Here is a 23583-nt window from a genome sequence, read left to right as displayed (position 1 = left end):
CCCTCCCCCTTCCCCCCCCCCCTCGCCCCCCCCCCCCCCCCGCCCCCCCCCCCCCCCCCTCCCCCCCCCCCCCCCCCCCCCCCCCAGGCCCAGCTCGTGGCGTCCACAGTGGAGGGTCTCGGCGCGGTCCTGACCGACGCCGGCGGCCACACGCTCTACCAGTACGCCAAGGACGCGGCCAACCCGCCGCGCTCCGTCTGTGACGGTGCCTGCGCACAAATGTGGCCGCCGCTGCTCTCCGACGTCCCAGCGCTCGTCGCCGGGGTGGACGAGAAGCTCGTCAGCCTCCTCACCCGGCCCGACGGCCGCAAGCAGGTGTCGGTGGCCGGCCGGCCGGTCTACACCTACGCGAAGGACACCGGCGCCGGCGTCGCGCTGGGCCAGAACGTCAGCGCGGACTGGGCGGCGGTCACGCCGACGGGGGAGAAGGCGGCCACCGCGGCCAAGCCGACCACCGTCGGCACGGGCGAGGCCGGCGGTCTCGGCCCGGTCCTCACGGACTCGGCGGGCCGCACGCTCTACCTGTTCACCAAGGACGGCAAGGACTCCGGACAGTCCACCTGCGACGCGTCCTGTTCGGACAAGTGGCCGCCCGTGCTCGTCGACGGCCGGATCACCGTCGCCGAAAGCGTCGACACCGGTCTCATCGGCCAGATCCGCCGGAGCGACGGCACCATGCAGGTGACCGTCGGCGGCTGGCCCGTCTACACCTACGCCCAGGACATCGCGCCCGGCGAGGCGAACGGCCACGGCGCCGGGAACACCTGGTACGCCGTCGAACCCAGCGGCTGCAAGGTCGACCCCGCGCGCCGGCCCGACTCCTCGTTCAAGACGGCCTCGGCGACCGGCGGGTACTGACCCGCCCCACGAACCCCGGCCCGGCGGACACTTCCCTCCACCTCACCCCCCCCCAGTCCGCCGGGGCGGTTGCTCCACCCGAAGAACCGCGGGACCCCCGTCCCGCGCCCCGAGCCCCGGCCCGGTGGACACTTCCCTCCACCTCACCCCCCTGTCCGCCGGGCCGGGATTCTTCACCCACACCGATCCGGCCCCACCGGATCAGCGAAGGAGGAGACGGCGGGAGTCGCTCCCGCCCGCGAGTTCCGGCCCGGTGGACACTTCCCTCCACCTCACCCCCCAGTCCACCGGCCGGAACCCTCCCTCCCTCCCTCCCTCCTGCCCCACCCAAGATTCCCCTCCACACACACGCGATTCCCCTCCAGTCACGCAAGAAGCCTCCCCAATCACGCGAGATTCCCCTCCAGTCACGCGAGTTCCGCCCGTGTCGTCCGCCCAGGTACGCGTGTCGTCCGCTCGGGTACGCGTGTCGTCCCTCCAGACACGCGAGTTGACCTTCCAATCACGCGAGTTGACCCTCCAGACACGCGAGTTGACCTTCCAATCACGCGAGTCGACCGTCCAGACACGCGAGTTCCGCCCCCAGTCACGCGACTTCCGTCTCCAGTCACGCGAGTTCCGGCTCCAATCACGCGAGATCCGCGCCCAGCCACGCGAGATCCGCCCCCAAGACTTTCCGGCCGGTGACCGCCCCTCGGTCACCGACCCGGCCAGGCTCGCCAGAACCGCCGCCCCCGCAGACCCCGGTCCGGTGGATGCTTCCCTCCACCTCACCCCCCTCATCCCCCGGGCCGGCTCACGCCGCGGTTCCCGTGCTCCGGCACGGGGACCGCGGCCCAGAAGTCCAGCGGCACCCGGCCCGTCCCGCGCCCCGCCGCGTCGAGCAGACGGCCCATCAGCTTGACGCTCCGCAGCGTCACCGCCCGGTCCGTGATCTCCAGCCAGGGCAGCTTCGCCGCCAGCACCGCCTCCAGCGCCACCGTGTCGTGCTGCGAAGGCAGCCACACCACCAGCATCAGGTTCGCCGCCCCGGTCAGGGCCGCGCACATCCGGACCTCCGGCAGCATCGCCAGCGACCGCGCCGTCGTCTCCAGCTTGTCCGGCGGGACCCGCAGCCAGAGCGTCACCGTCACCGGCGCGGGTGACACGGACCGCGCGATCTCGCACCGGACGCGGATCGCGCCACGGGCCAGCAGCGCGTCCAGCCGGCGGCGCACCGTCGTGGCCCCGACGCCGAGTTCGAGCGCCAACGCCGCCGCCGACACCCGTGCGTCGACGCCCAGTGCGAGGATCAGCGCCCGGTCCGCGTCGTCGAACCGCAGTGGCGCCCGGTTCTTCGGCGGCTTCGCCGAAAGAGCCTCCCGCTGACCCGGCGAGATCGCCCGCACCCGCCACCGGCTGCCCTCGGTGAACATCCGCGGCGACAGCACCGTCCGGACGCGGGTCACGCCGGGCACCGCCGTCACGCGGTCCAGGACGTGCGCGCCCAGCTCCCGCAACGTCGGCGCGACGACGTGGGCGAGCAGGTCACCCGGCCCGGCCACGCATTCGACAGTCACGACACGCGGGTCCGCGGCCAGCGCGGACGCCGCCGAAAGCGCGGCCCCCGGCGCGCAGTCGATCTCGACGAACGCCAAGGCCAGCTGCGCCGTCAGCTCGCCCCCGGCGTACGCGGTGAGCCACGCGTCGCCCCGCTCGACGAGCGCGTCCCAGCGCCGGGCGGCGGTCACCGCGCCCAGGCCGAGCGCGCGGCCGAGCGTCGACCAGGACGCGCGGGGCGCGGCCTGCAGTGCGTCGACCAGTTTGAGGTCCTGCTCGGCCAGCATGGCGGATTCTTCGTTCATCGGCCCTCGGAACGGTGGTTTCGGGGATTTTCCCCGGCCATTGTGCTCGACTCTCGCATGATCGGCGGATGACCCTGCGCTCCGACGCCGCCGTCCTCCTCGACGACCTGGTCGCCCTGCGCCGCGACCTGCACCGCATCCCCGAGATCGGCTTGACCCTGCCGCGCACCCAGGAGCGGGTCCTCGCGGCGCTCGACGGCCTGCCCCTCGAAATCTCCCTCGGCAAGAACCTCTCCTCGATCACCGCCGTCCTGCGCGGCGGCAAGCCCGGCGGCACCGTGCTCCTGCGCGGCGACATGGACGCGCTCCCGGTGACCGAAGCCAGCGGCGAGGACTTCAGCTCGACCCTGCCCGGCGCGATGCACGCCTGCGGCCACGACCTGCACACGGCGGGCCTGGTCGGCTCGGCCCGGCTGCTCGCCGCGCGCAAGGACGACCTGCCCGGCGACGTCGTGTTCATGTTCCAGCCCGGCGAAGAGGGCTGGGACGGCGCCGGCCGCATGATCGAGGAAGGCGTGCTGACGGCGTCCGGCAAGCACGTCGACGCCGCCTACGGCCTGCACGTCTCGGCCACGACCTACAAAAAGGGCCACTTCACCGCCCGCCCGGGCACGCTGATGGCGGCGTCGGGCGGGCTGTTCGTGCGGGTGCGCGGCGACGGCGGGCACGGCTCGTCACCGCACGACGCGCGCGACCCGATCCCGGCGGCCTGCGAGATGGTGACCGCGCTGCAGACGATGGTCACGCGCGGCTTCGACGTCTTCGACCCGGTGGTGGTCACCGTCGGCACGTTCCACGCGGGCACGCGGCGCAACATCATCCCGGACGACGCGGTGTTCGAGGCGACCCTGCGGTCGTTCTCGCCGGAGGTCGCCGAACGCGTCGGCGAGCGCGCGGTGCGGGTGTGCCAGGGCATCGCCCAGGCGCACGGCCTCGACATCGACGTCACCTTCGAGCCGGAGTACCCGGCGACGGTCAACGACGCCGGCGCGTACGACTTCGTCGCCGACACGATCCGCGACGTCTACGGCGAGGAGCGGTTCACCGAGATGGCCGATCCGATCACCGGTTCGGAGGACTTCTCCCGGGTGCTCGAACGCGTGCCCGGCGCCTATCTCTTCCTCGGGGCGTGCCCGACGGACCCGGCGACTGCGCCGGACAACCACTCACCCCGCGCCCGGTTCGACGACAGCGTGCTCGGCGACGGCGCCGCGCTGCTGGCGGAGCTCGCGGTCCGCCGGCTCGGGATCCTGGCGGGGTGACGCGCGTGCGCAGTTATCACTGGCCCCCGCTGCTCCCGGTGCTCGCGCTGGTCCTGATGCCGTTCCTGCCGTTCGTCAACACGACCGGGCTGTGGCTCGGGCTGCCGCGGATGGTCGTGTGGGGCGCGTTCTGGTGCCTGATGTTCACCCCGGCGCTGCTGCTGTCCGAACGCCTGCTGCGCGCGGCGGGGGAGGAGGACGAATGATCCTCACCTTCACCCTCGCCGGCATCGTCCTGATCGGCGTCCTGGGTTTTGTCGGCCGCCGCAAGCCCGTCGCCGACCTCGCCGAGTGGACGGTCGGCGGCCGCCGCTTCGGCGCCATGACCATGTGGTTCCTCCAGGCGGGGGAGGTGTTCACCACCTTCACCTTCCTCGGCATGGCCGGGCTCGCGTTCTTCGGCGGGGTCGCGGCGATGTACGCGCTGCCGTACGTGCCGATCGCCTACGTCGTGCTGTTCTTCCTCGCGAAGCGCCTGTGGACGCTGGGCAAGGAGCGCGGTTACCTCACGCAGGGCGACTTCCTCGAAGACCGTTACTCCAGCCGGGCGCTCGGGACGCTGTCGGCGGTACTGGGCGTGGTCTTCGTGCTGCCGTACCTGCAGCTGCAGATCACCGGGCTCGGGCTGATCGTCCGGCTGGTGACCGGCGACAGCGCGTCCGGCACGCTCAGCATGGTCGCCGGCAGCGTGCTGGTGGTCGCGTTCGTGCTGTGGGCGGGGCTGCGCGGCGTCGCGGCGACGTCGTACTTCAAGGACGGCATCATGCTCGTCGCGCTGGTGGTGCTGATCGTCGCGGTGCCGACGCACTTCGCCGGCGGGATCCCCGCGGTGTTCCACAAGATCGAGCAGCTGCACCCGGAGAAGCTGATCGTCCACAGTGGAGCGAACGACCACGTCTGGTTCGTGACGAGCATGCTGGTCAGCGCCATCGGCGTCGGGCTGATGACGCTGCCGCACTCGTGGCCGGCGCTGATGTCGGCGCGCGACCCGAAGGTGCTGCGGCGCAACTACGCCTGGATGCCGGTGTACGAGCTGTGCCTGCTGCTGCCGATGATCGTCGGGTTCGCGGCGATCCTCGTGGTGCCCAAGGGCAGTGACCCGAACGGCGTATTGCTGACGCTGTCGAAGGACGCCCTGCCCGGCTGGGTGACCGGCATCATCGTCGTCGCCGCGACGGCCACCGCGATGGTCCCGGCGGCCGGGATCCTGATCGGCATCTCGTCGCTGGTGGCGCGCAACATAGTCCGCGTGCGCGGCGGGCGCAAGCAGTTCTGGATCAACCACGGCACGGTTGTGCTCGCGAGTACCCTTGCCCTCGTGCTGGGCATCTTCCGGCCGGACCTGCTGGCCAACCTGCTGTTGCTCACGTATTCGGGGTCGGTCCAGCTGGCCCCGGCCAACCTGCTGGGCTTCCTCAAGCGGGTGCCGGTGGGCAAGGGCCCGGTGTTCGCCGGGCTGGTCGCCGGCGAGGTCGTCGTCATCTGGCTGACCTTTGTGGACACTCATTTCGCCGGCACCGTCAACGTGGGCCTGATCGGGCTCGGCGTCAACGTCGTCGTGCTGGCGCTGGCCGCGCTGGTGTCGCGGCGGCAGACTTCTCCCGTGGAGGCGGCGTGACGCGCACGGTTTTCACCGGTGGTTCGGTGTTCGACGGTTCCGGCGCGGAGCCGGCGGAGGCGGACGTCGTCGTCGAGCACGGCCGGATCGTCGACGTCGGCACCGACCTGGACGGCGACGAGGGTGTCGACTGCTCCGGCGCGGTGCTGCTGCCGGGCCTGTTCGACTGTCACGTGCACGTGACGGTGTCGGAGATCGGGCTGCTGTCGCGGGTGCAGAAGCCGTTCTCCTACCAGTTCTACGAAGCCGCGCGGAACCTCTGGGCGACGCTCGGCCTGGGCATCACGACGGTCCGCGACGCCTCGGGCGCCGACCTCGGCATCAAGCAGGCGGTGGACGACGGGCTGATCCCGGGGCCGCGGCTGCAGATCTCGATCGGGCTGATCAGCCAGACCGGCGGCCACGGCGACAGCTGGAACCCGTCGAGCATCTGCGTCCCGCTGCTGGTGCCGCACCCGGGCCGCCCGGACGCGACGGCCGACGGCCCCGACGAGATGCGCCGCGTCGCTCGCACGCTGCTGCGCGCGGGCGCCGACGTGCTGAAGGTGTGCACGACCGGCGGCGTGCTTTCCCCGCGCGACGACCCGCGGCATTCGCAGTACACGCCGGAGGAGCTGGAGGTCCTGGTCGCCGAGGCGTCCGCGCAGGGCCGTCCGGTGATGGCCCACGCCCAGGGTGCGGCGGGCATCAAGAACGCGGTGCGGGCGGGTGTCCGGTCCATCGAACACGGCATCTACCTCGACGACGAGGCGATCGAGCTGATGCTGGGCCACGGAACGTGGCTGGTCCCGACGCTGATCGCCCCGGTCAACGTGGTCCGCGCGGCGGACGCGGGCGTGGATCTGCCGGCCTCGGTGGTGGCGAAGGCGCGCGAGGTGGTGGAAGTGCATCGCGACTCGGTGCGGCGGGCGTACGCGGCGGGCGTGCGGATCGCGATGGGGACGGACAGCGGGGTGGGTCCGCACGGGACAAATCTGGAGGAGCTCGCGCTGATGGCGGCGTGCGGGATGACCCAGGCGGACGTGCTGGAGGCGACGACGTCCTCGGCGGCGCGCCTGATGGGGTTGGACGGCGAGCTGGGGCGGATCGAGCCGGGGCTGCGGGCCGATCTTGTGGTGGTGGCGGGGGATCCGTACGACTTCCCGGCGTTGGCATCGAACATCCGGGAGGTCTGGAAGGACGGCATCCGGGTGGTTTAGGGCGCGCCGACCCGGTCCAGCCGCAGGGTGGTCGCCGCGGCCTCGGGCGTCACCATGGCGTCCGTCCCGCCCGCGTACTTCGCCCGATAAGCGGCGTCGACCGCCGCGGTGACCTCCGCCGACGCGGAACCGACGTCTTCGACGGAAACTTCGGCTTCCAGACCCGGCACCCGAACGCGAGCCCGACCCGACCGCACCGCGGCACCGAACCACCCGGTATCGCGCCGGTACCACGTCCGCACGTAAACCTGCCCACCCGCGCACACGACCCAAATCGGCACCCACCGGCGCGAGCCGACCGCGATCTCCAGCTCCTGGGCCGCGGTCAAGAACCGCAAGTCGTCCGGGGACCAGGGTTCCGTCACGCCGGCTCCGGGGTGAGCAGATCCTTCAACGCCGCCGCGAACTTTGCCGGGTTTCGCTGGGGCGCCAGGTGGGCTCCCGGCAGCTCGGTGAACGGCAACCCCAGCTCCAGCGCCAGGATCTTCGCCGGCTGGTAGTGGTAGTGGCCGCGGCTGGCTTCGCCTGCCACCGGCACTATCTCCGTGCTCGCCCTGCGCAACGCTCGCAGATCCGGCAGGTAGTCGAAGAACTCCGTCAGCTCGCGGTCGAACAGGCGGACCCAGTCGGCCTCGTGGGGGAGGCGGATCGTGGGCAGGTTGGGCAGGGCCGCGCCCGCGATCGCGTCCGCGAAACGGGTCACCGCCGCCATCAGCTCACCCGAACGGGCCAGCCGGACCTGCTCGGCCGCCGCCTCGAGCCAGCTGCCCGCGTCCGGCATCAGGTGGACCGCCGGGGGCTCGTGGGCGACCAGCGTGGTCACCCGGTCCGAAAACCGGGCCACGAGGTCGAGGCCGATCAGCGCGCCCGCGCTCGAGCCGAACACCAGCGCCGGGCCGTCGGTTGTGTGCTCCAGCACCGCTCGGGCGTCGTCGGCCTGCAGGGACACCGGGACCGGGCCCGTGGTCGTGTCCGTGCTGCCGAAGTGGCCGCGCCGGTCGTACGTGATCACGGTGAAGTCCGCGTACAGCTGCTTCGCCAGCGCGCGGTAGGAGTCACCCGCCCCGGTGCCGCCCGCGATCAGCAGCAGCGCCGGACCCTCGCCGCCGCGGCGGACGAGGAGCTCACCGTCCTCCACCGGGCAACGGCTTTCCGAGATCATGCATCGAAGTGAAGCACAACGGCCGCAAGCTAACGTGCGCGGTATGACGGAACGGCGAGCGATCCTCAGCGGCTCCACCTTCGAGCAACAGATCGGGTACGCCCGCGCTGTCGTGCACGGCGATCGGGTGTACGTCTCGGGCACGACCGGCTTCGACTACTCGACGATGACGATCTCCGAAGACGTCGTCGAGCAGGCCGCGCAATGCCTGCACACCATCGGATCCGCGCTGGCGGAAGCGGGTTGCACCCTGGCGGACGTCGTCCGCGTGCGCTACCTGCTGCCGTCACGCGAGGACTTCGAACCGTGCTGGCCGGTGCTGCGCAAGGCTTTCGCGGACGTCCGCCCGGCCGCGACGATGCTGCAGTGCGGCCTGGCGGACCCGCGCATGAAGATCGAAATCGAGGTGGACGCCCACCTCCCCGGCTAGAGCCGCTCGATGATCGACGCCGTCGCGAGCGCGCCGCCGGCGCACATCGTCACCAGCGCCGTCGACGCGTCCCGGCGTTCCAGCTCGTGCAACGCCGTTGTCAGCAGCCGGGCCCCGGTGCTGCCCACCGGGTGACCCAGCGCGATCGCGCCGCCGTTGACGTTGACCCGGGACGGATCGGGCGAAAGCGTCCGCTGCCACGACAACGCCACCGAAGCGAACGCTTCGTTGACCTCGAACAGGTCCAGGTCACCGACCGTCATGCCGGTCCGCGACAGCACCCGTTCGGTCGCGCGGATCGGGCCGTCCAGGTGGTAGTACGGCTCGGCCCCGACCAGCGCCTGCGCGACGATCCGGGCGCGCGGCCGCAGGCCCAGGGCAGCGGCCCGGTCGGCGTCCATCAGCAGCAGCGCCGCCGCGCCGTCGGAGATCTGGGACGACGTTCCCGCCGTGTGGATGCCGTCCTCCACCACCGGCTTCAGCCGGGCGAGGCCTTCGACGGTCGTCTCGCGCAGGCCCTGGTCGCGACCGACCAGGCGAGTTTCCCCCGTCAAAGTCCCCGAAGCGTCGAGCACCGGAGCCTTCACCGGCGCCACTTCGCGGTCGAAGTGCCCGGCTTCCCACGCGGCCGCGGCCTTCTGCTGGGACGCGGCGCCGAACGCGTCGACGTCGTCGCGCGTCAGCCCGCGCCGGACGGCGATGCGCTCCGCCGCGCCGTACTGGTTGGGCAGGTCGATCGACCACGACGCCGGCCGCGGCGACGCGCCCGCGCGGTTAGCGCCGAGCGGCACCCGGCTCATCGCCTCGACCCCGCACGCGACGCCGACCTCGATGGCGTCGGCCGCGATCAGGCCGGCGACGAGGTGGGTGGCCTGCTGCGCCGAGCCGCACTGGGCGTCGATCGTCGTCGCGCCCGCCGTCTCGGGCAGGCCCGCGTGCAGCCACGCCGTGCGCGTGACGTTGTTGGACTGCTCGCCGGCCTGCGTGACGCAGCCGCCGATCAGCTGCTCGACCAGCGCGGGGTCGATCCCGGCCCGGTCGAGCAGGGCCAGCTGCGCGGCGCCCAGCAGCTCGGCCGCGTGCAGGCCGGCCAGCAGCCCACCCCGCTTGCCGATCGGGGTCCGCACGGCTTCGACGATGACCGGCACGCCCATGTCGTCCCCTTCGTCGGGAAACACTGTCCACTGACTCAAAAACTAGAACAAGTTATTGTTCTAGGCAAGCCGCCGCAGCATCCACGTAATCTTGATCTTCCGCAACTGAGCGCTCGCTCACCTGCTGTCATCGGTCAAGTTAACGGGTTTCACTGAACGCCCTTCCGTTAGTTAACACCGTATGCTTCAATCCGAGTTAGAACGTGTTTCACGGCGAACCGTGGGAGGCAACGTGGCCGCTCCGCTCATCCCCGCCGGTTTCGACTTCACGGACCCGGACCTCTACGCCCAACGGCTGCCCCTGGCCGAGTTCGCCGAGCTCCGGCGGACCGCCCCGGTGTGGTGGAACCCCCAGAAGACGAACACCGCCGGCTTCGGCGACGACGGCTATTGGGTCGTCTCCCGGCACGAAGACGTCAAGGAGGTCTCCCGCGACAGCACGCTCTACTCGTCGAGCGAGAAGACCGCGATCATCCGCTTCGACGAGAGCATGACCGAGGACCGCCTCAACGCGAACCGGTTGGTGCTGCTCAACATGGACGCCCCGCAGCACACCAAGCTGCGGCGGATCGTGTCGAAGGGCTTCACCCCGCGCTCGATCGCGAAGCTCGAGGACACGCTGCGCGAGCGCGCCGAAAAGATCGTCCACGAGGCGCGCAAGAAGGGCACCGGCGACTTCGTCACCGACGTCGCGTGCGAGCTGCCGCTGCAGGCGATCGCCGAGCTGATCGGGGTCCCGCAGGAGGACCGGCTCAAGATCTTCGACTGGTCCAACCAGATGGTCGCCTACGACGACCCGGAGTACGAGGTCGAGCCCCTGGAGGCGTCCGCGCAGCTCATCGGGTACGCGTGGAACATGGCCGAGGACCGGCGCAAGTGCCCGATGGACGACATCGTCACGAAGCTGATCCAGGCCGACGTCGACGGCGAGGCGCTGGGCTCCGACGAGTTCGGGTTCTTCGTCATCCTGCTCGCCGTCGCGGGCAACGAGACGACGCGCAACGCGATCACGCACGGCATGAAGGCGTTCCTCGACCACCCGGACCAGTGGGAGCTCTACAAGGACCAGCGGCCGAAGACCGCGCCCGACGAGATCGTCCGCTGGGCCACCCCGGTGGTCGCCTTCCAGCGCACCGCCACCCGCGACACCGAGCTGGGCGGCGCGCAGATCCGCAAGGGCGACCGCGTCGGCATGTTCTACAGCTCCGCCAACTTCGACCCGGAGGTCTTCGACAACGCTGAGAAGTTCGACGTCCTGCGCGAGGACAACCCGCACGTCGGGTTCGGCGGCACCGGCTCGCACTACTGCATCGGCGCGAACCTGGCCCGGCTGGAGATCGACCTGATCTTCAACGCGATCGCCGACGTGATGCCGGGCATCACCGAAGCGGCGGCGCCGGTCCGGCTGCGGTCGAGCTGGTTGAACGGGATCAAGCACTACCCGGTTCGGTACGCCTGAGGAACTCGAGGACCCGCCGCCGGGTGAGGTCGGCGGCGGGTTCGTCGTGGTCGGGGCCCGCCGCGTCCGTGTAGAAGTGGCCGACGCCCGGGTAGGTGAACACTTGGGCGTCGGCGCCCGCGCCGGTCGCGGCCGCCTGCCAGGCCGCGACCTGTGCCGGGGGCGCGATCGGGTCGGGATCGGCGACGTGCGCCTGCGCCGGCAGGCCCGGGCGGACCGACGCGGGCAGCGCTCCCACCGCGTGCAGCAGCACGACGCCGGCCGTGTGCGGGCGCTCCGGCAGCACCTCCTGGACGACTCCCGCTCCCATCGACACGCCCAGGAGCACGGTTTCCGCGGGCAGGTCCCGCACGGCTTCCCGGGCCCGCCCGACGACGGCCGCCCAGCCGACGGTGTCCTTCAGTGCAAAACCTTCCTCGATCGTCGCGGCGGTCGAGCCGGCGTAGAGGTCCGGGGTGGCGACGCGGTGCCCGGCGGCCCGCAGCCGGTCGGCGAGGCCGAGCTCGACGGGCCGCAGTCCCAGGACGGAGTGGAAGAGCACGATGGTGGTCACCCGACCATGACATCATGACGCGATGGCCCCGCGAGCGACCGTCGACGTCGAGTTCTCCGTCCGTGTCACCGAACCCGGGCGCGCGGCGGTCTCCGTCGCCGCCGCGCGGGCCGACACCGACGAGCTCACCGTGTCCTGGCACGGGGAGAGCGAGCTCGCCGAGTTCGAGCACGGGACACGCGCCGAGGTCTTCGAGCTGCCCGCCGGGGAGCACCGCGTCACCTACCACGCCGAGCACGCGCTGACCGAGCCCGAACCCGAGCCCGTCACCCTCGCCGAGATCGCCGTGTTCACCCGGCCCAGCCGGTACTGCCCGTCCGACCGGATCGCCGGGCTGGTGCCGCCCGAGCTGTTCTCCGTGCCGAGCACCAAGGACAAGGTCGACCGGATCGTCCGGCATGTCCACGAGCGACTGTCCTATGTGGCCGGATCCAGCCGCGGGACCGACGACGCGATCGACACGCTCCTGGCCGGCGAAGGCGTCTGCCGCGACTTCGCGCACGTCTGCATCACGCTCTGCCGCTCGCTCGACATCCCCGCGCGGTACGTCGGCGTCTACGCGCCCGGACTGTCCCCGATGGACTTCCACGCCGTCTTCGAGGCCGCCGTCGACGGCCACTGGTACGTCTTCGACGCCACCCACCTCGCGCCGCGGCAGACGATGCTCCGGATCTCGACCGGCCGCGACGCCGCCGACACGGCGTTCCTCGCGACCCTCGGCTGCGAGCTCGACTTCCTGGGCAGCACGGTCTTCGCGACGACGGACACCGCGCTGCCCCAGGACGACTGGACCGAGCTGGTCGTGCTCGGCTGACGCCGATCGGAGGGGCCAACCGCGTGTTGCCCGCGCGAAGAGGCCTTCCGCTGGGTAGACAGTGTGCGTGAAGAGTTCCCCCAAGGCCCCGAGCCCCTGGGCCCGGGCCCGCGCCCGGTACCGCTGGCTGGACCACATCGCCCGCGCCGCCGACCGCTACATCGACGCCGGCGGCTACCACTACATCGCCTCGATCACCTACTTCAGCCTGCTGTCGCTGGTGCCGCTGCTGATGGTGACGTCGTCGGTCGCCGGGTTCGTGCTGGCCAGCCAGCCGCACCTGCTGGACACGATGGTCCACGCGATCGTGTCCACCCTGCCCGGCGGGCTCGGGGACAAGGCGACCGGCCTGCTCACGCGGTTCGTCGAACAACGGACCAGCGTGGGGCTGTTCGGCCTGGTCATCGGCCTCTACTCGGGCTGGAACTGGATGAACGCGCTGCGGGACTCGCTCACGGCGTTGTGGGGGCAGAACCGGTCGGACCAGTCGTTGCCGCGGCTCATCGCCGTCGACCTGCTCGCGCTGCTCGGCCTGAGCGCGGCGCTGCTGGTGTCGTTCACGCTCACCCTCTCCGGCACGGCGCTCGGCAGCTATCTGCTGCGCCTGGCCGGGCTCGACGACACGAGCTGGGGGCACCAGCTGGTCTCGGCGTCCTCGGTGCCGCTGTCGCTGGCCGCCGACTGGCTGGTGTTCCTCTGGGTGCTCACCAGGCTGCCGCGCCAGAAGGTCGGCGTGCGCAGCGCGGTGCGCGGCGCGATCGCGCTGGCCCTCGGGTTCGAGGCGCTCAAGCTGGCCGGCGGGTTCTACCTCCGGCTGATCGGCGACTCGCCGACCGGCATCGCGTTCGGCTCGATCATCGGCCTGATCTTCTTCATCTCGCTGGTCGCGCGGCTGCTCGTCTACGTCACGGCGTGGACCGCGACCGCATCGGACGCGCCCCCGAAGCCGATCCAGCCGCCCGCGCCGGTCGTGTTCGAGCCGGTGATCGTGGTGGACCCGCCGGTCGCGGTGCCGGCCACGGTCGGCGTGGTGACCGGGGTGATCGGGACGCTGCTCGCGCTCAAGTGGCGACGTTCGCGAGGCTGACTGTGCTGCTGGTTCCCCATCCGGCCGCAGTCACGGCGGAAACGGGCGGCTCGCGCTGACCGGCCGCGGGCCGTGTCCGCCTGCTTTCGGCCGGATGGGGAACAGCCGGTCCAGCTGGTGGTCGATCAGCGCGATCGCCGCTTCCGGCGTCCGCTGGCCCAGGATGATGCTGGTCTGCAGGCCGTCGACGCTCGACAGGAGCAGCTCGGCCTCCGGCATCAGCTCGAGGTCCGGCGCCACCTCGCCGCGGTCGCGGCCCCAGGACAGCAGGTCCGCGGTCAGCCGTTCCAGCTCGGGCGGCGCGCCGCTGAACGCCGAGGCCAGGCCCGGGTCGGACAGCGACCGGACGAAGTAGGCGAGGTGCACGAGGTAACGCGTGCGGCGCTCGTCGTCGATCGGCAGCATCCCGACGAGCAGCGCGTGCAGGATCTCCCGCGGGGTCGCGTCCTCCTCCGGGCCGAGCCCGGCGCGGATGCTCTCGCCGGCGTCGGCGTTGAGGATCTCGAGCGCGCCCAGCAGCAGGTCGTCCCGCGTGCCGAAGTAGTACTGGACCAGCCGCAGCGAGACCCCGGCCTCGGCCGCGACCTTGCGCAGGGACACGTCTTCCAGTCCGCGCGCGCTGGCGATCCGCCAGACGGCTTCGGCGATCTGGCGGCGGCGCTGCTCGTGGTCGGCGAGTCTCGGCATGGTGGGTCGAGCGTATCAACGCGGCTTGTCGGCGCCGACCACCCACATCGAGAAGTACTGCGACCCGCCGCCGTAGGCGTGCCCAAGCGCGACGCGCGCGCCGTCGACCTGGTAGTCCCCGGCCCGGCCCATGACCTGCTTCGCCGCTTCGGAGAAGCGAAGCATGCCGGACGCGCCGATCGGGTTGGACGAAAGCACCCCGCCCGACGGGTTCACCGGCAGCTGCCCGCCGATCGCCGTCTCACCCGCCTCGGTGACCTTCCAGCCCTCGCCTTCGGGCGCGAACCCGAGGTTCTCCAGCCACATCGGCTCGAACCACGAGAACGGCACGTAGATCTCGGCGACGTCCACTTCGGACATCGGGTCCTTGATCCCCGCCTCGGCCCAGAGCGCGGCCGCGGCGTCGCGGCCGGCCTGGGGGTTGACCTGGTCCCGGCCGGCGAACGTGGTCGGCTCGGTGCGCATCGCCGTCGCGTGGATCCAGGCGGCCCCGCCCTCGACGGCGTCCCCGGCGGCTTCGTCGCCGAGCACCATCGCGCACGCGCCGTCGGACGACGGGCACGTCTCGTCGTAGCGGATCGGGTCCCAGAGCATCTGCGACGCCTGGACCGACTCGACGGTGATGTCGGCCTGTCGCAGGTGCGCGTACGGGTTCAGGGCGCCGTTGCGCCGGTCCTTCGCCGCGACGATCGCCCCGACGTGCTCGGGCGCGCCCGAGCGGCGGATGTAGGAACGCACGTGCGGCGCGAAGTAGCCGCCCGCGCCGGCGCCGACCGGCATCTGGAACGGCGGCAGGATCGACAGGCCCCACATCGCGTTCGACTCGGACTGCTTCTCGTACGCCACGGTCAGCACGCGCCGGTGGACACCCGCCTGGATGAGCGACGCCGCGACCAGCGCCGTCGAGCCGCCGACCGAGCCGGCGGTGTGCACACGCAGCAACGGTTTCCCGTTCGCGCCCAGGGAGTCGGCGAGGAACAGTTCGGGCATCATCACGCCCTCGAACAGGTCCGGCGCCTTGCCGAGGACGACGGCGTCGATGTCGGACCAGCCGACCTGGGCGTCGGCCATCGCGCGGTCGATCGCCTCACGCAGCAGGCCCGGCATCGAGACGTCCTGGCGCTTGGCGCGGTGGTGCGTCTGGCCGGTGCCGAGCACGGCGGTGAGCTGCTTGGTCATCGGGCCTCCAGCACGGTCACCAGGTTCTGTTGCAGGGCCGGCCCGCTCGTCGCGTGCGCCACGGCCTTGCGGGACTCGCCGCGGTGGATCCGCGCGGCCGCCTCGCCGATGCGGGCGAGCCCGGCGGAGAACATCGGGTTCGCGGCGAGCGCGCCGCCCGAGGGGTTGATCTTGACGCTGTCGTCGAGCTTGAGGGCGTTCCGCAGGATGATCTCCTGGTGCGTGAACGGCGCGTGCAGCTCGGCGAGGTCGGCGCCATCGAGGTCGAGGGCCTCCGCCGCGATCTCGGTGGACGGCGACCGCGTCAGGTCGCGGGCGCCGAGCACGGGAGAGTCGACCCGGTGCTGGATGCCCTGGATCACGGCGGGGTGCTCGACGATGTCACGAGCGCGTTCCACAGTGGACAGGACGACCACGGCGGCGCCGTCGGTGATCGGCGCGATGTCGTGCCGGCGCAACGGATCCGCGAAATACGGGGTGTCGAGCAGTTCGCTGACGTCCTTGTCGGTGCCGCGGGCGGCGACCTCGGCAAGATCTTTTTCGGACCAGAGCCCGGCTTCCAGGCCCATCCGTGCCTGGATCCCGGCGATCGAGACCGAGTCCGGCCACAACGGCGTCACGACGTACGGGTCGAGCTGCAGGGCGAGCACCCGGCGCAGCTGCCCGGCGCTGGACTTGCCGAAGCCGTAGACGAGCGCGGTTTCGACCTCGCCCATCTTGATCTTCAGCCAGGCTTCGTAGAGCGCCCAGGCGGCGTCCATCTCGACGTGCGACTCGTGGATCGGCGGGAACGCGCCGATCGCGTCGACGGCGGCGATGAAGGAGAACGCGCGCCCGGCGAGGTAGTCCGACGAGCCGGAGCACCAGAAGCCGATGTCCTGTTTGGACAACCCGGTCTTCTCGAAGACCTCGGCGAAGATCGGGACGAGCATCTCCACGCCGTTGGTGGTGCCCGGGGTCTCGCGGACGTTCGGGGCCTGCGCGAACCCGGCGATCGCGACGTCTGGCATCAGGACCTCACAGGTGGTGGGCGAAGGTTTCGTAGGCCGCGTCCGGTTCCCCGGTCGGCTCGAAGTGGCTGATGTTCTCCAGCGACGTCCACCACTCGTCGCGGGGCTTCCAGGCCGCGCGCACGCGCATGCCCATCTTGACGTCCTGTGCGTCGCAGCCGAGGACGAGGTGGAGGAAGGCGATGTCGGCGCCGTCGAGCAGGATGTACGCGGCGACGTACGGCGGCTTGAGCCGCTGCCCGAGGAAGGGCACGTTGACGATGCAGAACGTCGTCACGATGCCGGTGTCGGGCAGCTCGACCTCGTCGGTCGTGGGGACGCCGTCGGTCGGGCAGGAGCCGCGCGGCGGGATGTAGACCTTCTCGCACTTCGGGCACCGCTGGCCGATGAGCTTGCCTTCGGCGAGCCCGCGCAGGTAGCGGCTTTCCTCGGGCGAGGCGGAGTGCATGTACTTCAGGTGCACGGGCGTGATGACGACACTGACCGGCGCGCCTTCTTCACGGTCGGCGACCGGGGGAGCGGCCTCGGTCGGCGTGGTGTCCTCGGCGTCCACCGGCAGGAAGTAGGCGATGTCCCGGATGTGCCCGACGGTGTCCGCGGCCCACTTGACCCGGACCCGCTGTCCACTGTGGATCTTCCCGGGCTCGCCGGCGTCCACGGCGTGGAGCATCGCGGTGTCGGCGCCGTCGAGCTTGACCAGGGCCCAGGCGAAGGGCCGGGACAGCGGCTGGCCGTCGAGCGGCTCGGCGCACCAGGACCAGGAGACGACGGTGCCCTCTTCGGCCACCGGGACGAACTCGCTGAGCTGGTCGGCGGTGACGGGGTCGTACTCGACCGGCGGCACGTGCACCCGCCCGTCGCTGCCCCGGATGCCTTCGATGCGGCGTTCCCGCAGCGCGTTCACGAACCGGCCGAGGACGGGCCCGGTGGAGCGCGTGTAGTCGAAGCCGACGTTGAGAGGTGCCGCCAGTGGTGTCTCGGTCACATCCATGAGTGAAACACGTTCTCGTTCTGGCGGCAAGATCCAGGCTTCGACGCATGGAACGCGTTCTAGATTTCCGGTGCCCAAAGAGGCATCACGCGTGATTGGGCGGGCATCACGCGTGATTGGCGGGGCATCGCGCTGATGCCCCTTCAGTCACGCGTGATGCCTCTCTGATCACGGGTGATGCCCGTCAGCGGCCCTTGAACTCGGGCTTCCGCTTCTCGCTGAACGCCTTCGGCCCTTCCTTCGCGTCCTCCGAAGCGAAGACCTCGATCCCGTACTGCGAGTCGAGCTTGAAGGCCTCCTCTTCGTGGAGCCCTTCGGTGTCCCGGATCGTCCGGAGGATCGCCCGGACCGCGACCGGCCCGTTGGCGTTCACCAGCGAAGCCAGCTCCAGCGCCTTCGCGAGCGCCTGGCCGTCCGGGACCACGTGGCCGATCAGGCCGATGGCCAGTGCCTCGTCGGCGGTCAGGTGGCGGCCGGTCAGCAGGATGTCCGCGGCCACCGTGTACGAGATCTGCCGCGGCAACCGCACCGCCGACCCGCCCATCGGGAACAGTCCCCACCGCGCCTCCGACACCCCGAAGCGCGCGCCGGCGCCCGCGACGCGGATGTCCGTCCCCTGGAGGATCTCCGTGCCGCCCGCGATCGCCGGCCCCTCGACCGCCGCGATCAGGGGTTTCGTCAGGCGGCGTCCCTTTAGGAGACCCGGGATGCGCGAAGGGTCGAACCGGCCTTCGTCGAAAGCGGCGGCGGGCGAGTTCCGCGACATCGACTTCAGGTCCGCGCCCGCGCAGAACGCGCCGCCCGCGCCGGTCAGGATGCAGCTGCGGATCCCGTCGTCGGCGTCGACCCGGTCCCACGCGTCGACCATGATCGCCATCATCTCGCCGGTGATCGCGTTGCGCGCCTCGGGCCGGTTCATCGTGACGACGAGGGTCTGGCCCTCCTGTGAGACCAGCGCGTGCGGTTCACCCACGGAAACCTCCTGAAGGAGCAGTGCCATTGCCCAGAACGATAACATGTTCTACTTTGAGGGCGTGGCACTCAACATCGCGGATCTTCTGGAGCACGCCGTCGACGCCGTGCCGGAGCGCGTCGCGGTCGTGTGCGGCGAGCGGCGGGTCACCTTCGCCGAACTGGAGGCGCGGGCCAACCGGCTCGCCCACCACCTCGCCGCGCACGGCGTGGGACGCGGGTCCCACATCGGGGTCTACTCCCGCAACTCGATCGAGGCCCTGGAGGCGATGATCGCGGCGTACAAGCTGCGCGCGATCGCCGTCAACGTCAACTACCGCTACGTGCACGGCGAGCTCGTCTACCTCTTCAACGACGCCGACCTGGTCGCCCTCGTGCACGAGAGAAGTTACGCCGACAAAGTCGCGAACGCCCTGCCCGAGGCGCCGAAACTGAAACACGTTGTCGTCATCGAAGACGGCAGCGGCGGTGATTACGCGGCCTACGGCGGAATCGACTACGAAACCGCCCTCGAAAGCGAGTCCCCGGACCGCGACTTCGCCGAGCGCAGCAACGACGACCTCTACATCCTCTACACCGGCGGCACCACGGGCTACCCGAAGGGCGTGCTCTGGCGCCACGAGGACATCTGGCGCGCGCTCGGCGGCGGGATCAACTTCGTCACCGGCGAGTACGTCCCCGACGAGTGGACGCTCGCCGAGCAGGGCAAGGCCGGCAGCCTCGTCCGGCTGCCCGCCGCGCCGCTGATCCACGGCGCCGCGCAGTGGGCCGCGTTCGGCGCGCTGTTCACCGGCAGCCCGGTCGTCTTCGTGCCGCGGTTCGACGCGCACGAGGTGTGGAAAGCCGTGCAGGAGAACAAGGTCCAGGTGCTCACGATCGTCGGCGACGCGATGGCGCGCCCGCTCATCGAGGCCTTCCGCGAAGGCGATTACGACGCTTCGTCGCTCGTCGCGGTGTCGAGCCACGCCGCGCTGTTCTCCCAGTCGGTGAAGCAGGAGTTCGTCGAGCTCGTGCCGAACGCCGTGATCACCGACGCGATCGGCGCGTCCGAAAGTGGCTTCACCGGGATCGGCATGGTCGCCAAGGGCTCCGACCACAGCGCCGGCCCGCGGGTCAGCTTCGGCAAGGACGCCATCCTGCTCGACGACGACGGTCACCTGGTGGAGCCGAAGGCGGGCGCGGTCGGGCTGATCGGCCGCCGCGGGCACGTCCCGCTCGGGTACTACGGGGATCCGGAGAAGAGCAAGAAGATCTTCGTCGACCTCGACGGCGTCCGCTACGTCGTGCCGGGTGACTACGCCCGCTACGAAGAGGACGGCACGGTCACGCTGCTCGGCCGCGGCTCCCAGTGTGTCAACACCGGTGGCGAGAAGGTGTACCCCGAAGAGGTCGAAGGGGCGCTGAAATCGCACCCGGACGTCTTCGACGCGCTGGTCATCGGCGTGCCGGACGAGCGGCTCGGCCAGCGTGTCGCCGCCGTCGTCCAGCTCCGCGAAGGCGCTTCGCCGGATCTCGCCACGATCGAGGAGCACGTCCGCGGCGAGATCGCCGGGTACAAGGTGCCGCGGACGATCTGGCTGGCCGGCGAGATCGGCCGGTCGCCCAGCGGCAAGCCGGACTACCCGTGGGCCCAGCGCTACGCCGCCGAGCACGAACCGGCCACGGCCCAGCCCGTCTGAGGAGGACACCCCAAGTGCGGACACCGCTCTGCGACCGGCTCGGCATCGACCTGCCGATCATCGGGTTCACGCCGTCCGAGCACGTCGCCGCGGCGCTCAGCCGCGCCGGCGGGCTCGGGGTGCTCGGCTGCGTCCGGTTCAACGACGCGGCCGAGCTCGACCGGGTGCTCACCTGGATGGACGAGAACACCGGCGGCCGGCCCTACGGCGTCGACATCGTGATGCCGGCGAAGATCCCGGCCGAGGGCACCCAGGTCGACCTCTCGAAGCACATCCCGGAGGGCCACCGCGCGTTCGTCGATCGCGTCTTGAAGGACCTTTCGGTGCCGCCGCTGCCGGACGACACCGACGAGCGCGCGGGTGTGCTCGGCTGGCTGCACTCGGTGGCCCGGTCGCACGTCGAGGTGGCGCTCAACCACCCGATCAAGCTGATCGCCAACGCCCTCGGCTCGCCGCCGGCGGACGTCATCGGCCAGTGCCACGACCGGGGCGTCCCGGTCGCGGCGCTCGCCGGGAAGGCCGAGCACGCGGTCCGGCACGTCGAGAACGGCGTCGACTTCGTCGTCGCGCAGGGCTACGAGGCCGGCGGGCACACCGGCGAGATCGCGTCCATGGTGCTGGTGCCGGAGATCGTCGACGCCGTCGACGTCCCGGTGCTCGCCGCGGGCGGGATCGGGTCCGGCCGCCAGATGGCCGCGGCGCTCGCGCTCGGCGCGTCCGGCGTCTGGATGGGCTCGATGTGGCTCGCCACCGAGGAGTACCTGCAGACCATGGGCGAGTCCGTGGCGATGCAGCAGGCGCTGGTCGGCGCGACGTCGTCGGACACCGTGCGGACTCGGATCTACACCGGCAAGCCCGCGCGGCTGCTCAAAACGCGGTGGACGGAGGCCTGGGCCGCGGAAGACGCGCCCGAGCCGTTGCCGATGCCGCTGCAGAACCTGCTGGTTTCCCACGCCCACAACCGGATCCACGCGGCGAACGACCCGAGCGTGGTGTCGATGCCGGTCGGGCAGATCGTCGGGCGGATGAACGCGGTCCGCCCGGTCGCCGACGTCGTCGCGGAGCTCGTCGCCGGCTACGAAGAGGCACTGTCGCGTTTGGACAAGACACGCTGAAGGGGGCCCGCCGTGGCGGGCCCCCTCTTCGCGGAAGCGGTTACAGCGAGCCGGCGGCCGCGGCGATCTTCGACGCGAACGTGCTCACCTCGGTGTAGACACCGGGGGCGTGCGGCCGGGCGCAGCCGTCACCCCAGGAGACGATGCCGACCTGGATCCAGGCGTTGTTGTTGTCCCGGCGGAACATCGGGCCGCCGGAGTCGCCCTGGCAGGTGTCGACGCCGCCCGCGCTCAGGTTGCCGGCGCAGATCTCGGCGCTCGGGATCAGGTCGGGGTAGCTGCCGCCCTGGGCCTGGCAGGTGCTGTCGGACACGAACGGGACAGTCGCCTTCAGCAGGTACCGCTGCTGCGCGCCACCCTCGGTCGCCGCGCCCCAGCCGGCCACGGTGAACGTGCCGGTGTTGTAGGTCGACGTCGTCGCGATCGGCAGCGTCGAGAGGCCGGTGACCGGGCTCGCGAGCTTGATCAGCGCCCAGTCGCCGCCGGTCGAGGTGCCGTAGGTGGGGGACTGGTAGACGTAGGTCGACTTGATCTTCTTGGCGCTCGTGCTCTGCAGGTCGACGACGCCGACGGTCGCGGTGATCGAGGTGTTGGCCCCGGTCCGGCTGACGCAGTGCGCGGCGGTCAGGACGATCTGGTTCGTGTAGAGCGCGCCGCCGCAGCCCATCGACAGCCGCACCATGAACGGGAACTCGCCCTGGGCGGCCCGCGTCCCGCCGACGACGTCGGTGGAGGGCGGCTGGGCGGCGATCGCCGGGGTGGCGAACGAGGCGGCCGCGGCGACCGCGGCCACGGCGGTGGTGACGTTTCTGAGCAGGGTGAACCAGCGCTTGGGAGCCAAGGGGATCAGTCCTTCCAGTGTCCACAGTGGAAGCCGTTGCCGTCAGCGGCCCCATGACTACACCAGGTGGTCACAGACCGGGACAACCGACTTTCTTCGGATCTTTCGGGCGGTTGGGTGATTTCCGACCCCCGGATCCGACGAACGCCGTAGGCCGAAGCGCCCAGTGACCGCGTCCCCGGAAATTCACCCGGCCTTTCCCGGCCGGAAATCATCGAGCCGGGAAACGGGGTCGGCGCATCCGGGTGATCTTCGGGTGACAGCCGTGTTACGCGCCACAGCGAACCACGGCGTCGCGGGAAACGAATAGGGTCGATTCCGTGCCCGCCCCTCCACGCCATTCCCGCCTGTCCGCCGACGGTCCCGTCCTCGACGGGATTCCCGAGCACGGCCGCGTCCCGCGTTACTACGCGGTCAAGGTCGAACTGCTGGCGGTGATCGCGGAGCTCGGCGAAGGCGCGGTCCTGCCGACGGAACGGGAGCTGTGCGAGCGCTTCGAGGTGTCGAGGGCGACCGTGCGGCAGGCGGTGGGGGAGCTGGTGCTCGAGGGCAAGCTCAGCCGCCGCCAGGGGAGCGGCACCTACGTCGCCGGCCCGAAGCTGGTCCAGCCGCTGGCCCTGGTCAGCTACACCGAGGGGCTGCGGCGCCAGGGCATCCGGCCGGGCCGCAACGTGATCACGCTGGAGCGGCGCCTGGCCGGCAGCGCGCTGGCCGCCGACCTGCAGGTGACATCGGACGCCGAAGTGATCCACATCGAGCGCGTCCTGCTCGCCGACGAGGAGCGCGTCGGGTTGGAGTCGACTTATCTCCTGGCCGAGCGGTTCCCGACGTTGATGGAGGTCTTCAACCCGGAGCAGTCGCTGTACGCGTGCTTGAGCGAGAAGCTGGGCGTGGTGTTCGACGGCGCCGAGGAGCGGGTCGAGACGGTGCTCGCGACGCCGCGGGAAGCTCTCTTGATCGGGACGAACCCGGCGCTGCCGATGTTGCTCATGCACCGCATCTCGTGGGGGCCGGATGGTGCGCCGTTCGAGCGGGTCCGGTCGCTTTATCGTGGTGACCGGCTCAGTTTCATGACCCGCCTGGGCCGGGCTGACTGACTGTCACGTTCTCCGGCGCCTCCGGCTGTTCGGGCTTCCTCAAGGAGCTGCAGCGCCCGTCTCGGCGGTGGGCGGAGCGCCGGTTCCCGAACATCCGGTACGGGAACGAGCCCGGCAAGGGTGGCCACTTCCGGCTGGTCCGCCGACAGTCACCCGTACTAGGTAAGCGGCTGGCTAAAAATCACCAAGTGCCCATCGGGTGTCCGTACGGTGAAGTCGCGCATCCCGTAGGGCCGGTCAGCCAGTGGCTCGACGATGTCGGCGCCGCGGGCGCGCAGCTCGTCGTGGCAGGAATCGACGTCGTCGACGATAACCGTCACCCTGGCCGGGCCGACGCTGCTTTCGGCGTACAGGTGGAACTCGGCGGTGTCGCGGATCACGGCCGCGTAGCTGGGTGGGGTCTCCCAGGTGAATATGGTGTCGAATCCGAGCGTGTCCGTGAAGTACGACCGCGCTGCCTGCACATCTCGGCACGGCAGCACGGGAATCGCCACTCGCATGACCATTTTGTCACCTTACCCGACTTTGGCTCAAGATCGCTGATCTTGGGCAGGGTGCTGGCTGTCGAGCTG

The 23583-nt window shown here is 70.9% G+C and carries 24 protein-coding genes; 12 read left to right on the top strand and 12 right to left on the bottom strand.

The annotated features are described in order from the left end of the window. A partial coding sequence (locus tag ACZ63E_RS21790; RefSeq protein ID WP_465337944.1) for an SCO0930 family lipoprotein occupies positions 1-858 on the top strand: 858 nt, incomplete at its 5' end. A gap of 779 nt (positions 859-1637) precedes the next feature. Here the strand turns inward: ACZ63E_RS21790 and ACZ63E_RS21785 are convergent. Then, entirely contained in the window at positions 1638-2702 is a 1065-nt protein-coding gene (locus ACZ63E_RS21785) for an Lrp/AsnC family transcriptional regulator (protein ID WP_465337943.1), read from the bottom strand. Between the two features lie 68 nt (positions 2703-2770). Between ACZ63E_RS21785 and ACZ63E_RS21780 the strand changes: the two genes are divergently transcribed. From ACZ63E_RS21780 to ACZ63E_RS21765, 4 genes are read left to right on the top strand one after another with little or no spacing between them, the layout of a single operon-like run. Continuing rightward, positions 2771-3964 carry a M20 metallopeptidase family protein gene (locus ACZ63E_RS21780; protein ID WP_465337942.1) on the top strand — a complete coding sequence of 398 codons (1194 nt, stop codon included), beginning with the start codon at positions 2771-2773 and terminating at the stop codon, positions 3962-3964. Then, positions 3961-4170, top strand: coding sequence for a hypothetical protein (locus tag ACZ63E_RS21775; protein WP_465337941.1), 210 nt, complete (start codon positions 3961-3963; stop codon positions 4168-4170). The genes ACZ63E_RS21780 and ACZ63E_RS21775 overlap by 4 nt, the downstream gene beginning before the upstream one ends. Next, positions 4167-5582 (top strand): sodium:solute symporter family protein, encoded by a 1416-nt coding sequence (locus ACZ63E_RS21770; protein WP_465337940.1) that lies wholly within the window; start codon positions 4167-4169, stop codon positions 5580-5582. Before ACZ63E_RS21775 ends, ACZ63E_RS21770 begins: the two co-directional genes overlap by 4 nt. Next, the gene (locus ACZ63E_RS21765; RefSeq protein WP_465337939.1) at positions 5579-6781 is read left to right on the top strand and encodes a metal-dependent hydrolase family protein; all 1203 of its coding nucleotides are present in this window, start codon (positions 5579-5581) and stop codon (positions 6779-6781) included. Before ACZ63E_RS21770 ends, ACZ63E_RS21765 begins: the two co-directional genes overlap by 4 nt. Here the strand turns inward: ACZ63E_RS21765 and ACZ63E_RS21760 are convergent. Together ACZ63E_RS21760 and ACZ63E_RS21755 are read right to left on the bottom strand one after the other, a co-directional pair. Next, on the bottom strand, positions 6778-7146 hold the full coding sequence (locus tag ACZ63E_RS21760) for a DUF2255 family protein (protein ID WP_465337938.1): 369 nt from the start codon (positions 7144-7146) through the stop codon (positions 6778-6780). The two genes, ACZ63E_RS21765 and ACZ63E_RS21760, sit on opposite strands and share 4 nt — an antisense overlap. Next, the gene (locus ACZ63E_RS21755) at positions 7143-7943 is read right to left on the bottom strand and encodes an alpha/beta fold hydrolase (protein WP_465337937.1); all 801 of its coding nucleotides are present in this window, start codon (positions 7941-7943) and stop codon (positions 7143-7145) included. The genes ACZ63E_RS21760 and ACZ63E_RS21755 overlap by 4 nt, the downstream gene beginning before the upstream one ends. Positions 7944-7986: 43 nt before the next feature. Between ACZ63E_RS21755 and ACZ63E_RS21750 the strand changes: the two genes are divergently transcribed. Beyond that, the gene (locus tag ACZ63E_RS21750; RefSeq protein ID WP_465337936.1) at positions 7987-8373 is read left to right on the top strand and encodes a RidA family protein; all 387 of its coding nucleotides are present in this window, start codon (positions 7987-7989) and stop codon (positions 8371-8373) included. Here ACZ63E_RS21750 and ACZ63E_RS21745 read toward each other — a convergent pair. Then, a complete protein-coding gene (locus ACZ63E_RS21745) occupies positions 8370-9527 on the bottom strand; it encodes a steroid 3-ketoacyl-CoA thiolase (RefSeq protein WP_465337935.1) in 1158 nt (385 codons plus the stop codon). The two genes, ACZ63E_RS21750 and ACZ63E_RS21745, sit on opposite strands and share 4 nt — an antisense overlap. 232 nt (positions 9528-9759) lie before the next feature. Here ACZ63E_RS21745 and ACZ63E_RS21740 point away from each other — a divergent pair, with 232 nt between their 5' ends. Beyond that, complete coding sequence (locus ACZ63E_RS21740) at positions 9760-10986, top strand: cytochrome P450 (protein WP_465337934.1); 1227 nt, start codon at positions 9760-9762, stop codon at positions 10984-10986. Here the strand turns inward: ACZ63E_RS21740 and ACZ63E_RS21735 are convergent. Further along, positions 10958-11539, bottom strand: a complete 582-nt coding sequence (locus ACZ63E_RS21735) for a dienelactone hydrolase family protein (RefSeq protein WP_465337933.1) — start codon at positions 11537-11539, stop codon at positions 10958-10960. The two genes, ACZ63E_RS21740 and ACZ63E_RS21735, sit on opposite strands and share 29 nt — an antisense overlap. 22 nt (positions 11540-11561) lie before the next feature. On the opposite strand from ACZ63E_RS21735, the gene ACZ63E_RS21730 reads away from it, so the two are divergent. Beyond that, positions 11562-12353, top strand: coding sequence for a transglutaminase-like domain-containing protein (locus ACZ63E_RS21730; RefSeq protein ID WP_465337932.1), 792 nt, complete (start codon positions 11562-11564; stop codon positions 12351-12353). A 67-nt stretch (positions 12354-12420) separates the two neighbouring features. Then, positions 12421-13440 (top strand): YhjD/YihY/BrkB family envelope integrity protein, encoded by a 1020-nt coding sequence (locus ACZ63E_RS21725; RefSeq protein ID WP_465337931.1) that lies wholly within the window; start codon positions 12421-12423, stop codon positions 13438-13440. 30 nt (positions 13441-13470) lie between these two features. On the opposite strand, the gene ACZ63E_RS21720 is transcribed toward ACZ63E_RS21725, so the two are convergent. From ACZ63E_RS21720 to ACZ63E_RS21700, 5 genes are all read right to left on the bottom strand, one after another. Next, positions 13471-14127 carry a TetR/AcrR family transcriptional regulator gene (locus ACZ63E_RS21720; protein WP_465337930.1) on the bottom strand — a complete coding sequence of 219 codons (657 nt, stop codon included), beginning with the start codon at positions 14125-14127 and terminating at the stop codon, positions 13471-13473. A gap of 15 nt (positions 14128-14142) precedes the next feature. After that, on the bottom strand, positions 14143-15306 hold the full coding sequence (locus ACZ63E_RS21715) for a thiolase domain-containing protein (protein ID WP_465337929.1): 1164 nt from the start codon (positions 15304-15306) through the stop codon (positions 14143-14145). Beyond that, positions 15303-16316, bottom strand: coding sequence for a thiolase domain-containing protein (locus ACZ63E_RS21710; protein ID WP_465337928.1), 1014 nt, complete (start codon positions 16314-16316; stop codon positions 15303-15305). Before ACZ63E_RS21710 ends, ACZ63E_RS21715 begins: the two co-directional genes overlap by 4 nt. Before the next feature lie 7 nt (positions 16317-16323). Then, positions 16324-17307: a Zn-ribbon domain-containing OB-fold protein gene (locus ACZ63E_RS21705; protein WP_465307477.1), complete on the bottom strand. Its 984-nt coding sequence runs from the start codon at positions 17305-17307 to the stop codon at positions 16324-16326. 184 nt (positions 17308-17491) lie between these two features. Continuing rightward, positions 17492-18280, bottom strand: coding sequence for a crotonase/enoyl-CoA hydratase family protein (locus ACZ63E_RS21700; RefSeq protein ID WP_465337927.1), 789 nt, complete (start codon positions 18278-18280; stop codon positions 17492-17494). A gap of 61 nt (positions 18281-18341) precedes the next feature. On the opposite strand from ACZ63E_RS21700, the gene ACZ63E_RS21695 reads away from it, so the two are divergent. Beyond that, complete coding sequence (locus ACZ63E_RS21695) at positions 18342-19958, top strand: acyl-CoA synthetase (RefSeq protein WP_465337926.1); 1617 nt, start codon at positions 18342-18344, stop codon at positions 19956-19958. Between the two features lie 14 nt (positions 19959-19972). Next, positions 19973-21073 (top strand): NAD(P)H-dependent flavin oxidoreductase, encoded by a 1101-nt coding sequence (locus tag ACZ63E_RS21690; RefSeq protein ID WP_465337925.1) that lies wholly within the window; start codon positions 19973-19975, stop codon positions 21071-21073. A 40-nt stretch (positions 21074-21113) separates the two neighbouring features. Here ACZ63E_RS21690 and ACZ63E_RS21685 read toward each other — a convergent pair whose 3' ends face one another. Beyond that, complete coding sequence (locus ACZ63E_RS21685; protein ID WP_465337924.1) at positions 21114-21914, bottom strand: S1 family peptidase; 801 nt, start codon at positions 21912-21914, stop codon at positions 21114-21116. A gap of 320 nt (positions 21915-22234) precedes the next feature. Here ACZ63E_RS21685 and ACZ63E_RS21680 point away from each other — a divergent pair, with 320 nt between their 5' ends. Next, a complete protein-coding gene (locus tag ACZ63E_RS21680; protein WP_465337923.1) occupies positions 22235-23011 on the top strand; it encodes a GntR family transcriptional regulator in 777 nt (258 codons plus the stop codon). 158 nt (positions 23012-23169) lie between these two features. Here the strand turns inward: ACZ63E_RS21680 and ACZ63E_RS21675 are convergent, their stop codons facing one another. Then, entirely contained in the window at positions 23170-23517 is a 348-nt protein-coding gene (locus ACZ63E_RS21675; RefSeq protein WP_465337922.1) for a bleomycin resistance protein, read from the bottom strand. Positions 23518-23583: the final 66 nt, after the last annotated feature.

The sequence above is a fragment of the Amycolatopsis sp. NPDC104819 genome, assembly GCF_055583145.1.
The sequence above is the reverse complement of the archived record's forward strand: the minus strand, read 5'-3'. Positions and strand labels throughout refer to the sequence as shown.